Here is a 13,222-nt window from a genome sequence, read left to right on the forward strand (position 1 = left end):
ATGCGCCGTTCATGCCGTCGCCAGTTGAGGGACGGTCCCAGGATCGCGGGACGCATGGGAGTTGCATGAAGAAGGGAGCGACGCTTTTCGCCGTCCTCTGGGCGGTACTCGGCCTGGGCCTGCTGGTCAGTTTGCCGGTGGCCATCCATTTCATTCTCGGCCAGTACGACGAGGCCGGGTTCAGCGGGCCGCAACTGGTCTTCGAGGAACAGGGCCATTCCTACCTGGCGTTCACCCTCGACGACTATCGCGCCAACGAAGTGGACAACGGCGTGGTGCACGGCAGCAGCCGCAGCTATGCCCAGGTGGTCGATCTCGAGGACGGCAGCCTGCGCTGGAGCGCGCGCCTGGATGCCGACAACGAGCGCGGCGACGACTGGGGTTCCGGCGAACTGCTGGGCCAGTCGTCGCGCTACCTGTTCTTCCTGCGCAACGAACTCTACGTACTCGACCGGCGCGACGCCGCCCCTGCGCTGGCGTTCGACGAGCTGGAGCGGCGCACTGGCGGCCTGCCGTTGAAGTCGGCGCCCTGGGGGAAGGACGCCTATCGCTACGACGAAGGCCGGGGCGGATTGCTGATGCTCGCGCTGGACGGCCGCGTCTGGTTCCTCGACGGCGACAGCCTGGCTCTGCGCGAAGCTCCGGAAGTCGATGCCGCGCGGTATTTCCAGGGCGACCCGCCGCCGCCGGCGAGTGCCGGGATCGCTTGGCAGGCGCCGGGCCTGACGCGCCTGCCCGACGGACGCCTGCTGATCCTCGCCAGCGATCACGAGGCCCGCGCGCTGGAGCGTGGCGAGGCGCTGCCGGCAGCGAACCAACGGGCGCGACGCCAGCGCCTGTCACTGGGCACCCTGGATTGGCGGTCGCCGGCAGAGAACCGACTGCGTCCGCTGCTCGACGCGGCCTTTCTGCAGGCTGGCCTGCTGCCCGATCCAGCCGCTGCCGAAGAGCCGCAGCGGCTGCTCGAGCGACCGTCCGAGCGGCAGCGCCAGCGTCCGTCGCTGCCGCCCGAGCCGCAGCCGCCGGAAGAGTTCGACGAGCGCGTGGAGCGTTTTCCCAGTACCCGTGCGTTCCTTGCGGCGCGCGACGCCTACCGCCAGAAACGGCGACGCTGGATTGCTGCGCACGATGCCTGGCGGGAACGGGTCGCCGACCTGGAGGCGGCGGCGGATGCCGAGTACCGTCGCCGGCGCGACGAGCAGACGCGCGAGGAGGCGTTGTACCGTCGCTATGCCTCGGCGCTGCCGGGCGGCGATTCCTGGTTGGCGCGCCGTCCCTGGCGAGTCGACGGCAACTGGCTGGTGCTGCACCGGCGCAGCCTGGCCGAGCGTAGCGAGCTGCTGCTCAGCTCGGTGTCTGCCGACGGCAGCTTGCTCTGGACCCTGGAGCTGCCCATCGAGCGTCCCGAGCGGCTGTTCCGCCTGGATGCCCACAACCTGCTTCTCAGCGGCCGTGGAGAGGAAGGCGGGCGGTTGGTGCGGGTCGATCTGCGCCGGGGCAGCGGCATCGTCCATCGCCTCGGGCGCGGCGGCGCGCCATTGCAGCGGGTCGAGTGGCCCGAAGGCCAACCGTGATCGCCTGCGCCCGGCCTGGGTGGCTGCCCAACGGGGGGGCCGGGCGCCGATTCAGGGGTTCCTGAAGACGAATACGCCGCTGTCCACCAGGCGCGTCAGGCGGATGCGCAGCAGCAGGGTGCGGTGGGCGGCGAGGAAGCGCGGCACCTGCGCCAGCGGAATTGCCAGGCCTTCGCTGTCGCCGGGGCCCACCGCGGTATAGCCGACCGGCTGGCGCGGCGGATCGAACGGCGGCTGGGCCGACACGCTGAGCGACAGGGTGTCCACGGCGAAGCCGGCGAGCAGGTCGTCGAGGGAGTCGATCGACAGGTACAGCGAGCGGTAGGCGGGGTTGTCCTCGTAGGTATGGACGTCGGCGATGACCTGCTCGTAGAAGCGCTGCTCGAAACGCCGGTCGCTGTTCAGCTTGCGGAAGAACTGGATGAAGTAGTCGCGCACCTCCTGGTCGAGGTCGTCGCAGACGTGGCTGACCAGGTTCAGGTAGCGCGGCGAGCGGCGCTCGATGCCGGGGTCGAGCTGATCGATGCGGCGCTGCCAGGGGAAGCTTGCGCCGCTGCTCCGGTAATCGGCGTCCTCGACCTCCAGTGCGGCGCGGATCAGCTCCAGGGTCTGCGGGTTCTTCGGCCCGCGGTCCTTCAGCGCCACGCTGGCGTGGTTCTCGCCGTCGACGATGGCGAAGGCGATCTCGCCGCGCGATTCTTCCAGGCGCCAGCCGGGCCTGGCGCGCTGGCGGACATCCAGTTCGAGGCTCAGGCGGCAGGCGTTGAGGTTCGCCGTGGCGATCCGCACCGTGCCGTCGCCGCCGGCTTCGTTGGCGATGGCTTCGACGCCGCTGTAGCCGACATTGCCCACCAGTACCGTGGCGAGCAGGCGGCCGGCGCCGTACCAGGCCTCGGCGCCGAACAGGTCGCGCTCGGCGAGTTGCCAGGAGTACGGCGAGCCCAGCTCCAGTCCCTTCAGCACCTGGGTGCCGGTCTGCCCGACGAAGCGGTTCCAGCCTTTCAGTACGCGACCGATGAAGGAGCGTCCCTTGTGCGCCAGCGGCGAGCCGAAGTTGGCCGGGGCGAGCATCAGGAAGCGCTTGACCGGCGCGCTGGCGGGGTCGAAGTGGCGGGTCAGCCAGTCGCGCAGCACCAGGGCGCCGGTGCTGTGCACCACCACGTCCACCGTGCGCGGCGCCCGCGACAGTCCCTGGGCGGTCCAGGCGCGATCCAGGGCGGCGGCGAGGTCGGCGTAGGTGACGTCGTCCTGCAGGGAGATCCAGTCGGCGAGGCGGATCTGCGTCGGCGCGCTGCCGAACCAGGCTTCCAGCTGCTCGGCGAGGCGGCGGAACGACTTCGAATCGTCGCTCCAGCCGTGGACGATGACGATCGAACGGGGCATGTCCGGCATCCTCTGGGGCTGATCCGGGCGACTATAGATCATGCGCCGCGGCGATGTGCCCTGACCTGTGAAAACGTCTAGGATGCGGCGGTCGCTCCCGACTACCGCCGGCGCGGCATCGCCAGCGCCTTGCTGCGGCAGGCGCGGGACGACTGTCGCGGCGACCGCCTGTTCACTTCCCGCAACCGCTCCAACCTGCCGATGCGGCGCCTGCTGGAGCGCGAGGGATTCCAGCCGAGCGGGGTGATCGACAACCTCGACGAAGGTGATCCGGAGCTGGTCTTCGTGCGTTTCCTCGCGCCGTCGCGCTGAGCCCCGGGCTCATTTCAGGTTGCCGGCGAGGAACTGGCGCAGGCGCTCGCTGCGCGGCGCGCCGAACACCTGGTCCGGCGTCCCTTGCTCTTCGATCACGCCCTGGTGGAGGAAGATCACATGGCTGGAAACCTGGCGGGCGAAGGCCATCTCGTGGGTGACCAGGACCATGGTGCGACCTTCCTCGGCCAACTGCTGCATGACTTTCAGCACTTCGCCGACCAGTTCCGGATCGAGCGCCGAGGTCGGTTCGTCGAACAGCATCACCTGCGGCTCCATGGCCAGGGCGCGGGCGATCGCCACGCGCTGTTGCTGGCCGCCGGAGAGTTCGCAGGGATACTGCCGTTCGACCTTCTCCGCCAGGCCGACCTTGGCCAGGTAGTGGCGCGCGCGGGCCACGGCGTCGTCGCGGTTCATTCTCAGGACGTTGACCGGGCACTCGACCACGTTCTCCAGCACCGTCAGGTGGCTCCACAGGTTGAAATGCTGGAAGACCATCGCCAGCCGGCTGCGGATCCTCTGCAACTGCCGGGGATCGGCGGCGCGCAGCTCGCCCAGGGCGCCGGGACGGGTGCGCAGTTCCTCGTCGCCGACGCGGATGCGCCCGGCACAGGGCTTTTCCAGGAAGTTGACGCAGCGCAGGAAGGTGCTCTTGCCCGAGCCGGAGGAGCCGATGATGCTGATCACGTCTCCCTTGCCGGCCCTGAGCGAAACGCCCCTGAGCACCTCATGGCTGCCGTAGCGCTTGTGGATGTCTTCGACCTGCAGGCTGTACATGCGCGTGTCTCCGGGAGAGGTCAGTGGGTTTGCGGTCTGAGGTAGGCCAGCCAGCGCAGCTCGCCGCGGCGGAACAGCCAGATCAGCAGGAAGGCGGTGCCGGCGTAGAGCGCGCCGGCGATGCCGAAGGACAGGAACGGCGCATAGGTGGCGGAATTGACGTCGCGGGCCACCTTGAGCAGGTCCGGCACGGTGGCGGTGAACGCCACCGAGGTGGAGTGCAGCATCAGGATCACTTCGTTGCTGAAGTACGGCAGTGCCCGGCGCAGCGCCGAGGGCAGGACGATGCGCCGGTAGAGGGTGAAGCCGCCCATGCCGTAGGCGCGCGCCGCTTCCACTTCGCCGTGGGGCGTGTTCCTGATCGCGCCGGCGAAGATTTCCGTCATGTAGGCGCAGGTGTTGAGGACGAAGGCCAGTACCGTGCAGTTGAAGCCGTCGCGGAAGAACGCGTTGAGGAAGTCCTGGGCGCGTATGGCATTCAGGCTGTAGACGCCGGTGTAGAAGAACAGCAACTGGATGTACAGCGGGGTGCCGCGGAACACGTAGGTGTAGAGCCAGACCGGGTAGCGCAGCAGCGGGTTGCCGCAGGTTCGCGCCACCGCCAGCGGGATGGCCAGCAGGAAGCCAAGCGCCACGGCGAGGATCAGCAGCCACAGGGTCATCGCCAGTCCGGTCAGTTGCAGGCCGTCGGTCCACAGGTAGGCCTGCCAGTATTCGTCGAGTACCGCGTTCATGGCAGCGGCCTCCTGACGCCCAGCGAGCTGCGCCGCTCCAGCCACAGCAGCGCGGCGTTGGAGATTGCGGTGATGGCCAGGTAGATCAGCCCGCAGACCAGGGTGAAGTGGAAGAACTGCAGGGTGCCCTTGCCGGCGTCCTGGGTGGCCTTGACCAGGTCGCCGAGGCCGATGATCGAGACCAGCGCGGTGGACTTGACCAGCACCTGCCAGTTGTTGCCGATGCCCGGCAGGGCGTAGCGCAGCATCTGCGGCAGGAGTACCCGGCGGAACACTCGCCAGCGCCCCATGCCGTAGGCTTGCGCGGCTTCGACCTGGCCGGCCGGGACCGCCTGGAAGGCGCCGCGGAAGGTTTCCGTGAAGTAGGCGCCATAGATGAACGCCAGGGTGACGCAGCCGGCGGCGAACGGGTCGATGTCGACCTGGCCGATGCCGAGGGCGTCGGTGACGCGGTTGAGGAGGATCTGCAGGCTGAAGAACAGCAACAGCATGATGACCAGGTCGGGGACGCTGCGGATCAGCGTCGTATAGCCGCTGGCCAGGGCGCGCAGCGGGCGGTTGGCGGCGAGCTTGGCGCTGGCGCCGAGGAGGCCGATGAGCACGGCGCCGAGCAGGGAGCCCAGCGCCAGTTTCAGGGTCACCAGGGTGCCGGCGAGTATCTGCGGGCCGAAGCCGTCGAGGAACATTTCACTCTCCATTGCTTGTTGTTGTCGGTCGAGGTGAAAAACGGCCGGACGCCGTTCAGGGCGCGCCGTAGAGGTCGAAATCGAAGTAGCGGGCGTTGATTCGCGCGTAGGTCCCGTTGGCGCGGATTGTCGCCAGCGCCTTGTTCAGGTCCTCGCGCAGCGCCACGTCCTCCTTGCGCAGGCCGATGCCGTCGCCGACCCCGAAGTAGCGGGGGTCGTCCAGCACCGCTCCGGCCAGTTCGAAATCCTTGCCGACCGGCTTGTCGAGGAAGCCGTAGCTGGCCTGCACCGCGCCTTGCAGCGAGGCGTCGAGGCGGCCCATGACGAGGTCGGCGTAGACCTGGTCCTGGTTCTGGTAGGAGACGACCCGCACCCCCTTGGCGGCCCATTCGGCCTTGGCGTAGGCCTCCTGGTTGGAGCCCTGGCCGACCCCCACGCGCTTGCCGCGCAGGCTCTCGGCGTCGGGCAGGAGCGCCGAGCCGCGGCGTACCACCAGGCGGCTCGGCGCGTTGGAGACGCGGTCGGTGAAGGCGATGTGCTGTGCGCGTTTCGGCGTGATGGTCATCGACGAGACGATGGCGTCGATCTTGCGCGACAGCAGCGCCGGGATGATGCCGTCCCAGTTGCTTTCGACCCATTCGCAGCGGGCTCGCAGCTCCGCGCAGAGGGCTTCGCCGATCTCGATGCCGAAGCCTGCCAGGCGGCCGTCCGGCTGCTTGTATTCGAGCGGCGGGTAGGTCGGGTCGACGCCCAGGCGCAGGACCTTGCCGGTCCAGTCGGCGGCGCCGGCCGGTGCGGCGAGGAGGAGGGAGAGGGTGATGCTGCCGAGGGTTCTTGTCATTGTGGTTGTCCTCTGTCGATCCGCGCGCGCCAGGCCGCGCGCCCGTTGAAAACCCTGGCTCAGGCCAGGAAGCGCTCGGCCAGTCGCACCCAGTAGCTGGCGCCGACGGCCAGGCAGTCGTCGTTGAAGTCGTAGCCGGGGTTGTGCAACTGGCAGCCGCTCTCGCCCTGGCCATTGCCGATCACCAGGTAGCTGCCGGGACAGCGTTCGAGGATGAAGGCGAAATCCTCGCTGGCGGTGAACGGCCGCAGTCCGTCGATCAGGCATTCCTCGCCCAGCCAGTCGCGGGCCACCTCGCGGGCGAACGCGGTCTGCCCGGGATGGTTGACCAGCACCGGATGGCAATGCCGGTAGTCGACCTCCGCCCGCGCGCCGAAGCTGGCGGCCTGGCCGCGGGCCAGTTCGCCGATGCGGCGCTCCAGCAGGGCACGGGTTTCCGCGGTCAGGGCGCGGACGCTGAGGATCATTTCGGCGCTGGCCGGGATCACGTTGGAGACCGTCCCGGCATGGATCGCGCCGACGCTGACGATCGCGGTGTCCTGCGGATCGACGTTGCGCGAGACGATGCTCTGCAAGGCCAGCACGATGGCGGAGCAGACCACCACCGGGTCGACGGTGCGCTGCGGCACCGCGCCGTGGCCGCCGCTGCCGATCACGCGGATGACCACGGTGTCGGCCGAGGCCATGAAGGGGCCGGGATGGAAACCCAGGTGGCCGACGGGGTATCCCGGGACGTTGTGCATGGCGAAGATGGCGTCGCAGGGGAAGCGCTCCAGCAGCCCGTCGTCGAGCATCGCGCGGGCACCGCCGAGGCCCTCTTCGGCAGGCTGGAAGATCAGTTGCAGGGTGCCGCGCCAGTGCGGCGACTCGACCAGGTGCCTGGCCGCGGCGAGGAGCATCGCGGTGTGGCCGTCGTGGCCGCAGGCGTGCATCACGCCGTCCACCTGGCTGGCGTAGGGCAGGCCGGTGGCTTCCTGGATCGGCAGCGCGTCCATGTCGGCGCGCAGGCCCAGCGCGGGGCCCTCGCCGCGGCACAGGGTGCCGACCACGCCGGTGCGACCCACCCCACGGCTGACCTGGTAGCCCCAGGCCTCCAGGCATTCGGCGACCAGCGCGGCGGTTCGCCGTTCCTCGAAACCCAGCTCCGGGTGGGCATGGATGTGGCGGCGCAAGGTAACCATCTCTTCCCGCAGCGCCGCGATGGCGGGCAGGACGGCAGGCTCGGTCATTCTTCTTGTTCTCCTCAAGGGCTCCGACCGGTGGGCGGCAGGGTGTTGTCGAAGCCGATGGTAGGCAAGCGGGGGACTGGCGGGGAGGCTCGCTTTGGCTATGATGACAACCTTTCGTTGTCACCTCGGTAAGCCCGTGAAACTCCACCAGTTGCAAGCCCTGGTCGCCAGTGCCGACGCCGGCGGCATCCGCGCCGCCGCCCGCGCCCTGGGGATTTCCCAGGCGGCCGTGACCCGCGCGCTGCGCGAACTGGAAACCGAACAGCATCTGCCGCTGTTCGTCCGCACGCCCAGCGGCCTGACCTTCACCGAATACGGCAAGGCGCTGCTGATCCACGCCCGGCTGGTGCTCAAGCAACTGGAGCACGCGCAGGTCGAACTCGACCACCTGCGTGGCCAGGCCAGCGGCCGGCTGTGCATCGGGGTGACGCCTTGGGTGGCGCTGACCTTCCTCTCGGAGGCGGTGCAGGCGTTCCGCGAGCGCATGCCGGAGGTGCGCCTGGAGCTTTTCGAAAGCCTGATGGCGGTGGCCCAGCCATTGCTTCGCGACGGCAGCATGGATTTCGCCATCGGCCCGCTGCACGGCGCCCAGGCGGCCCAGGAATTCGCCTGCGAGAAGCTGCTCGACTACGACACCGCGGTGCTGGTCCGCCAGGGGCATCCGCTGGCGGGTTGCGGCTCGATCCACGAACTGCTGGAACAGGATTGGGCGTTGAACTACACCGGCGACGGCCACGACACCCTGATGCGCGAGCTGTTCTGGCGCCACGGCGCCTTGATCGACGAGCGGCGCATCGTCCGTGCGCACTCCGTGGCGATCCTGCAGACCCTGGTGGAGCAGGCCGACATGTGCACCTGGGTGCCGGCGATCATCGGCGCCGCCCCGCCGTTGCTCGGCCGGGTAGTGCCGCTGGCGCTGCGGGAAACCTTCGAGCCACGGCGGCTGGGCATCATCACCCGGCGCGGCGGCGCCCTCAGCAATCCGGCGCAATGCTTCGTCGAGTGCCTGCTGCAGGTGATCCGCCGCCACGCCCGCTCGGCGAAGAAGGATGACCGGCGCCTGTTCGAAACCCTGCGCCTGCTAGTCTGATTCCTACTGGCACGGACGTACGGTCGCTCAAGATCGGTCGTGCTGCGACCGATAGCCTGGAAAGCCACGAGCGAGGATGCCGGCATGCTGCAATGGTTCGCTAACCTATCGTTCCGCAGGAAAATCGCCCTGCCGATCCTCTTGCTGGCGGTGCTTCTGCTGCTGGTGGGCGCGCTCGGCGTGCATGGCATCGCCCAGCAGAACGAATCCAACCAGCGCCTGGGCAAGCGTTTTCTCCCCGGCATCGCCCTGCTGCTCAACGCCGACCGCGATCTCTACCAGGCCTTCGTCGCCGAGCGCAGCCTGCTCGATAGCCTCCTGAACGCCGAGCAGATCGCCGGCCTGAGGAACGATCACGCGGAAAACCTGCAGCAGGCCCTGGATCGGGTGCGCCAGTACGCGGCGATGCAGCCGGGCGAGGCGGAACTGGCCAAGGTCGCCGAGTTCGAGCGCGGCTATGCCCTCTGGAGCGCGACCTCGGCGCGGGTGCTGAGCCTGGCGGCCAGCGATCCGAGCGCCGCGGCGCAGCTCAGCTACGGTGACAGCGATCGCCAGTTCGGGGCGATGCGCGAGGTGATCAACCAGCTCGACGAGATGGAAGAGGCGGCCGCGGCCGCCGACGGCGAGGCGTCCTCCGCGCTGGGCGAGCGGCACCGCTGGCAGCAGGTGGCGCTGGTGGCGTTCGGCCTGCTGGTGTGCCTGTCGCTGGTGCTGGTGTTCCCCGGCCTGGTGACCCGTCCGTTGCAGCGCCTGCTGCAACGCCTGGAAGAGATCGCCAACGGCGATGGCGACCTGCGCGTGCGCCTGGAGGTCACTTCGCGCGACGAACCCGGCCGCCTCGGCAGCGCCTTCAACGCCTTCCTCGACAAGTTGCAGCCGCTGATCCGCGAGGTCGGCCGGGTCACCGGCGAGGTCGCCGATTCCGCCGGTTCGCTGGCCGGCATGACCGCCGCTAACGATCGTCTGATCAACAGCGAGCACGCGTCGGTGGACCAGGTCAGCACCGCCGCGACGCAGATGAGCAGCGCCGTCCACGAGGTGGCGCGCAACGCCCAGAGCGCCGCGCAGGTGGCCCATGACGCCCGCCGGCAGGCGCGCGAGGGCGCCAACGTGGTGGAGGCGACCATCGAGGTGATCCGCCAGTTGGCGCAGGAAGTGGAGAGCAGTTCCGAGAGCATCCAGCAACTGGCCCAGGAAACCGCCAGCATCGACGCGGTGCTGACAGTGATCAAGGGCATCGCCGAACAGACCAACCTGCTTGCCCTCAACGCCGCCATCGAGGCCGCGCGGGCCGGCGAGCAGGGTCGCGGTTTCGCCGTGGTGGCCGACGAGGTGCGGGCGCTGGCGGCGCGCACCCAGGATTCGACCAAGGACATCCAGGCGCGCATCGAGCGCCTCCAGGCCGGGGTGCAGAACGCCGTGCGGGCCATGCAGTCGGGCAGCCTCAAGGCGCGCGACAGCGTCGAGCGCGCCGCCGGGGTCGACGGCGTGCTGGCGGCCACCGGCGACGCGGTGGGGCGGATCAACGACCTCGCCGCGCAGATCGCCTCGGCCTGCGAGGAGCAGAGCCGGGTGATCGACGAAATCGCCCGCAACATCAGCGAGGTGCGCGAGCTTTCCGCCCAGGCGGCGGAACATTCGGAGCAGGGTACCGGGGCCAGCCGCCGGCTGTCCGAGCTGTCCTCGGAACTGGCGCGGCTGGTCGGGCGTTTCCGCGTCTGAAGCGCCGCCGCCTAGCGCGGCGCCAGCCAGATCGCCACGCCGGCCAGTGCCGCCGGGACCAGGAAGACCAGCAGCAGGATCGGCAGTTCTTCGCGCAAGCCGTAGCCGGCGTGCTGGACGCCGACCCACAGGTTGACCAGCGCGACGGCCAGCCAGGTCGGCAGGAACAGGCCGGCAGCGGGCGCCGGTCCGGCCTCCCAGAGTTCGCCGAAGAGCAGGAACAGGCCGAGCAGGATGATCCCGCCGGCGATTACCAGGGTCACGTGCATGGGGTCTTTCCCGGACAGGTGCCGGTCGCCGTGGCGGCGACCGGGACGCTGGGTCACTTGGTGGTGTAGCCGCCGTTGATGAGGATGGTCTGGCCGGTGATCCACCAGCCTTCGCTGACCAGGTGGCGGATGAACGGCACCACGTCCTCGATGTCGGTCAGGCCGGTCCTGGAGAAGGGCGACAGCGCCGCTGCGGTCTTGTGGTAGGCCACCGCGTCGGCGCCCTCGGCGGGATAGAAGAAGGGCGTGTCCATCGGACCCGGGCCGACCGCGGTGACCGAAATGCCGCGCGCGCCGAATTCCTTGGAGGCGGCGCGGGTGAAGTGCTCCACCGGCGCCTTGGTGCCGGCATAGGCGGCGTAGTACGGGGTATAGGCGCCAAGCAGGGAGGTCACCAGGGTGCAGATCTTGCCGTTGTCGTTGACGTGCTTGCCGGCTTCGCGCAGGAAGAAGAACGCAGATTTGGCATTGACCGCGCTCATCTCGTCGTATTCGGCCTCGCTGATCTCGGTGAAAGGCTTCTTCAACACCTTGCCGACGGTGTTGATGGCGATGTCCGGCTTGCCCACCGCGGCGATGGCGTCGGCGAACAGCTTTTCCATGGCCGCGGCGCTGGTGAGATCGCCCTGCAGCGCTACCGCCTTGGCCCCGGCTGCCTGCAGCGCGGCGACGGTGGCGTCGGCGTCGGCCTTGCTCGCGGCGCTGTTGTAGTGGATGGCGATGGCCTTCGCGCCGTGGGCGGCGAGATCGCGGGCGATCAGCCCACCCAGGTTCTTGGCGCCGCCGGTGACGAGGACGGTCTTGCCTTTGATGGAGTGGTCGACCATGGGGTGTTTCTCCTGCGGTGAGTGGAGAACCCAGTCTAGGGAGGGCGGCCTTGCGGAGTAATCGCGGCGGCCTGGATAGATTGTCCAGAAACGCCGATCAATTCCCGCCTCCGGAGGAGCGCAGCCGGCTGCACGAATCTTCTAGAACCCCGGGACGGGCGCGTTATAGTCGCGACGACGAAACCAACGAGTGGGAAGACCTGACGCACGATGGGCAGCCGAGACTGGATCGACCTGGCCCGCGACGCCGAGACCGGGATCGAGACCCTGCGCGCCCATTTCGAGGGCCACGCCTACGATCCGCATTGGCACGACAGCTACCTGATCGGCTACACCGAGATCGGCGTGCAGCAATTCAACTGCCGCCGACGCCGACACGACAGCACCGCCGGCCAGGTATTCCTGGTCGAGCCGGGGGAGATCCACGACGGCCGCGCGCCGATCGCCGGCGGCTTCACCTACTCGATGCTGTACCTGCAGCCGGACTGGTTGCGGCGCGAACTGCGGGCGACCTTCGACGACGCGCCCAGCGACCGCGATCCCGGCTTCCACGCCAACCTCACCGAAGACCCGCGCCTGACCCTGGCCATCGCCCAGGCCTTCCGCGTCCTGCATGGCCGCGAGCTGCGACTGCTGCGGCAGACCGCCCTGGAGCTGGTGCTGGAGCGGCTGCGCGTGCACCTCGGCTGGCGCGAGGCGAAGCCGTTCGATCCGCGCCTGCCGCTGGTGGCGCAGAAAGCCCGCGACTACCTGCATGCGCACTTCTACCAGGACATCGGCCTGGACGAGCTGGCCAGCGCCTGCGGTACCGACCGCTTCCGCCTGAACCGTGCATTCAAGGCCGCCTACGGCTTGCCACCCTACGCCTACCTGGTCCAGTTGCGGCTGGCCAAGGCGCGGCAGATGCTCGCTGTCGGCGGGCAACCGGCGGACCTCGCCAGCGCCCTCGGCTTCGCCGACCAGAGCCATCTCGGCCGCTGGTTCCGGCGCGCCTACGGGATGACTCCGGCGGCCTACCGCAGGCAGTGCACCCAGCTTCCAGACTGAGGCCCGGTGCGCCGCCAGGATGAAGGCTCCCCCGCCACAGGAGCCCGTCCATGCAATCCCTCGCGCCCTTCCTGCTGTTCGCCGTCGTCGCCTCGATCACCCCCGGACCGACCAACATCCTGGTCCTGAGCAACAGCCAGCGCCACGGCCTGGCCGCCGCCTGGCCGATCGTGCTCGGCGCCTGCGCGGCGGTGGCGGCGCTGATCCTGCTGCTCGGGCTCGGCCTGGGCGAGCTGCTGCGGCGCCACCCGTTGCTCCAGCAGGGGCTCGCCTGGCTTGGCGTCGGCTGGCTCAGCTACCTGGCCTGGAGCCTGTTCCGCAGCGCGGGCGGCATCGACGGCGCGGAGCCGCCGCGGCGCCTCGGCGTGCTCGGCGGCGCGGCGTTGCAACTGGTCAATCCCAAGGCCTGGATGATGGCCCTCGCCGCGCTGGCGCTGTTCGCCGGGGAAGGCGCCGGACAGGCCGGGCGGATCGGCCTGCTGGCGTTGCTGTTCTTCCTGGTTTCGCTGCCGTGCCTGGCCAGCTGGGCCTTGCTCGGCGTCGGCAGCGCGCGGCTGCTGCGCTCGCCGTCGCTGATGAAGCGCTTCAACCAGGGCATGGCGCTGTTGCTGCTGGCCTCGGCCTGGGCCGCCCTGCTGCTCTGAGGCGGTCCGGTAGCTTCCTGACAAACCTGTGGGTTGGTACGCCGGGCCCGGGTTGGCTATGGTGGGACGATCCGTAGCCATGGCGCG

At 69.3% G+C, this 13,222-nt stretch carries 13 protein-coding genes and 1 pseudogene; 6 read left to right on the forward strand and 8 right to left on the reverse strand.

Going from position 1 to position 13,222, the window contains the following annotated elements; translation table 11 throughout:
• Nucleotides 1-65 precede the first annotated feature (65 nt).
• Entirely contained in the window at nucleotides 66-1,574 is a 1,509-nt protein-coding gene (locus VQ067_RS10905) for a PA2928 family protein (RefSeq protein WP_033990820.1), read from the forward strand.
• A 51-nt stretch (nucleotides 1,575-1,625) separates the two neighbouring features.
• Here the strand turns inward: VQ067_RS10905 and VQ067_RS10910 are convergent, their stop codons facing one another.
• On the reverse strand, nucleotides 1,626-2,957 hold the full coding sequence (locus VQ067_RS10910) for an esterase/lipase family protein (RefSeq protein WP_033990822.1): 1,332 nt from the start codon (nucleotides 2,955-2,957) through the stop codon (nucleotides 1,626-1,628).
• A gap of 99 nt (nucleotides 2,958-3,056) precedes the next feature.
• Between VQ067_RS10910 and VQ067_RS10915 the strand changes: the two are divergent.
• Nucleotides 3,057-3,269 (forward strand): annotated as a pseudogene (locus VQ067_RS10915) (GNAT family N-acetyltransferase); the annotation flags it as partial.
• Nucleotides 3,270-3,278: 9 nt separating this feature from the next.
• Here the strand turns inward: VQ067_RS10915 and VQ067_RS10920 are convergent.
• From VQ067_RS10920 to VQ067_RS10940, 5 genes are read right to left on the reverse strand one after another with little or no spacing between them, the layout of a single operon-like run.
• Nucleotides 3,279-4,046, reverse strand: a complete 768-nt coding sequence (locus tag VQ067_RS10920; protein WP_003091036.1) for an ABC transporter ATP-binding protein — start codon at nucleotides 4,044-4,046, stop codon at nucleotides 3,279-3,281.
• A 20-nt stretch (nucleotides 4,047-4,066) separates the two neighbouring features.
• The gene (locus tag VQ067_RS10925) at nucleotides 4,067-4,780 is read right to left on the reverse strand and encodes an ABC transporter permease (RefSeq protein WP_003091035.1); all 714 of its coding nucleotides are present in this window, start codon (nucleotides 4,778-4,780) and stop codon (nucleotides 4,067-4,069) included.
• Nucleotides 4,777-5,466, reverse strand: a complete 690-nt coding sequence (locus VQ067_RS10930; protein ID WP_003091034.1) for an ABC transporter permease — start codon at nucleotides 5,464-5,466, stop codon at nucleotides 4,777-4,779. The genes VQ067_RS10925 and VQ067_RS10930 overlap by 4 nt, the downstream gene beginning before the upstream one ends.
• A 55-nt stretch (nucleotides 5,467-5,521) precedes the next feature.
• Nucleotides 5,522-6,307, reverse strand: a complete 786-nt coding sequence (locus tag VQ067_RS10935; RefSeq protein ID WP_022580239.1) for an ABC transporter substrate-binding protein — start codon at nucleotides 6,305-6,307, stop codon at nucleotides 5,522-5,524.
• A 59-nt stretch (nucleotides 6,308-6,366) separates the two neighbouring features.
• On the reverse strand, nucleotides 6,367-7,536 hold the full coding sequence (locus VQ067_RS10940; protein ID WP_003114014.1) for a M20 aminoacylase family protein: 1,170 nt from the start codon (nucleotides 7,534-7,536) through the stop codon (nucleotides 6,367-6,369).
• 100 nt (nucleotides 7,537-7,636) lie between these two features.
• Here VQ067_RS10940 and VQ067_RS10945 point away from each other — a divergent pair, with 100 nt between their 5' ends.
• Complete coding sequence (locus tag VQ067_RS10945) at nucleotides 7,637-8,626, forward strand: LysR family transcriptional regulator (RefSeq protein WP_003130750.1); 990 nt, start codon at nucleotides 7,637-7,639, stop codon at nucleotides 8,624-8,626.
• 84 nt (nucleotides 8,627-8,710) lie between these two features.
• On the forward strand, nucleotides 8,711-10,348 hold the full coding sequence (locus tag VQ067_RS10950; protein ID WP_003091029.1) for a methyl-accepting chemotaxis protein: 1,638 nt from the start codon (nucleotides 8,711-8,713) through the stop codon (nucleotides 10,346-10,348).
• A gap of 11 nt (nucleotides 10,349-10,359) precedes the next feature.
• On the opposite strand, the gene VQ067_RS10955 is transcribed toward VQ067_RS10950, so the two are convergent.
• Nucleotides 10,360-10,617 (reverse strand): hypothetical protein, encoded by a 258-nt coding sequence (locus tag VQ067_RS10955; RefSeq protein ID WP_003091028.1) that lies wholly within the window; start codon nucleotides 10,615-10,617, stop codon nucleotides 10,360-10,362.
• Nucleotides 10,618-10,670: 53 nt separating this feature from the next.
• Complete coding sequence (locus VQ067_RS10960) at nucleotides 10,671-11,444, reverse strand: SDR family oxidoreductase (protein ID WP_003091027.1); 774 nt, start codon at nucleotides 11,442-11,444, stop codon at nucleotides 10,671-10,673.
• A 210-nt stretch (nucleotides 11,445-11,654) separates the two neighbouring features.
• Here VQ067_RS10960 and VQ067_RS10965 point away from each other — a divergent pair, with 210 nt between their 5' ends.
• Both VQ067_RS10965 and VQ067_RS10970 read left to right on the forward strand, forming a co-directional pair.
• Nucleotides 11,655-12,491, forward strand: coding sequence for an AraC family transcriptional regulator (locus tag VQ067_RS10965; RefSeq protein WP_003091026.1), 837 nt, complete (start codon nucleotides 11,655-11,657; stop codon nucleotides 12,489-12,491).
• 50 nt (nucleotides 12,492-12,541) lie between these two features.
• Nucleotides 12,542-13,135 carry a LysE family translocator gene (locus VQ067_RS10970; RefSeq protein ID WP_014603924.1) on the forward strand — a complete coding sequence of 198 codons (594 nt, stop codon included), beginning with the start codon at nucleotides 12,542-12,544 and terminating at the stop codon, nucleotides 13,133-13,135.
• The last annotated feature ends 87 nt before the right edge of the window (nucleotides 13,136-13,222 follow it).

Origin of the sequence: Pseudomonas sp. KBN12P06040 (genome assembly GCF_037574965.1) — a bacterium.
GTDB classification, from domain to species: domain Bacteria; phylum Pseudomonadota; class Gammaproteobacteria; order Pseudomonadales; family Pseudomonadaceae; genus Pseudomonas; species Pseudomonas aeruginosa.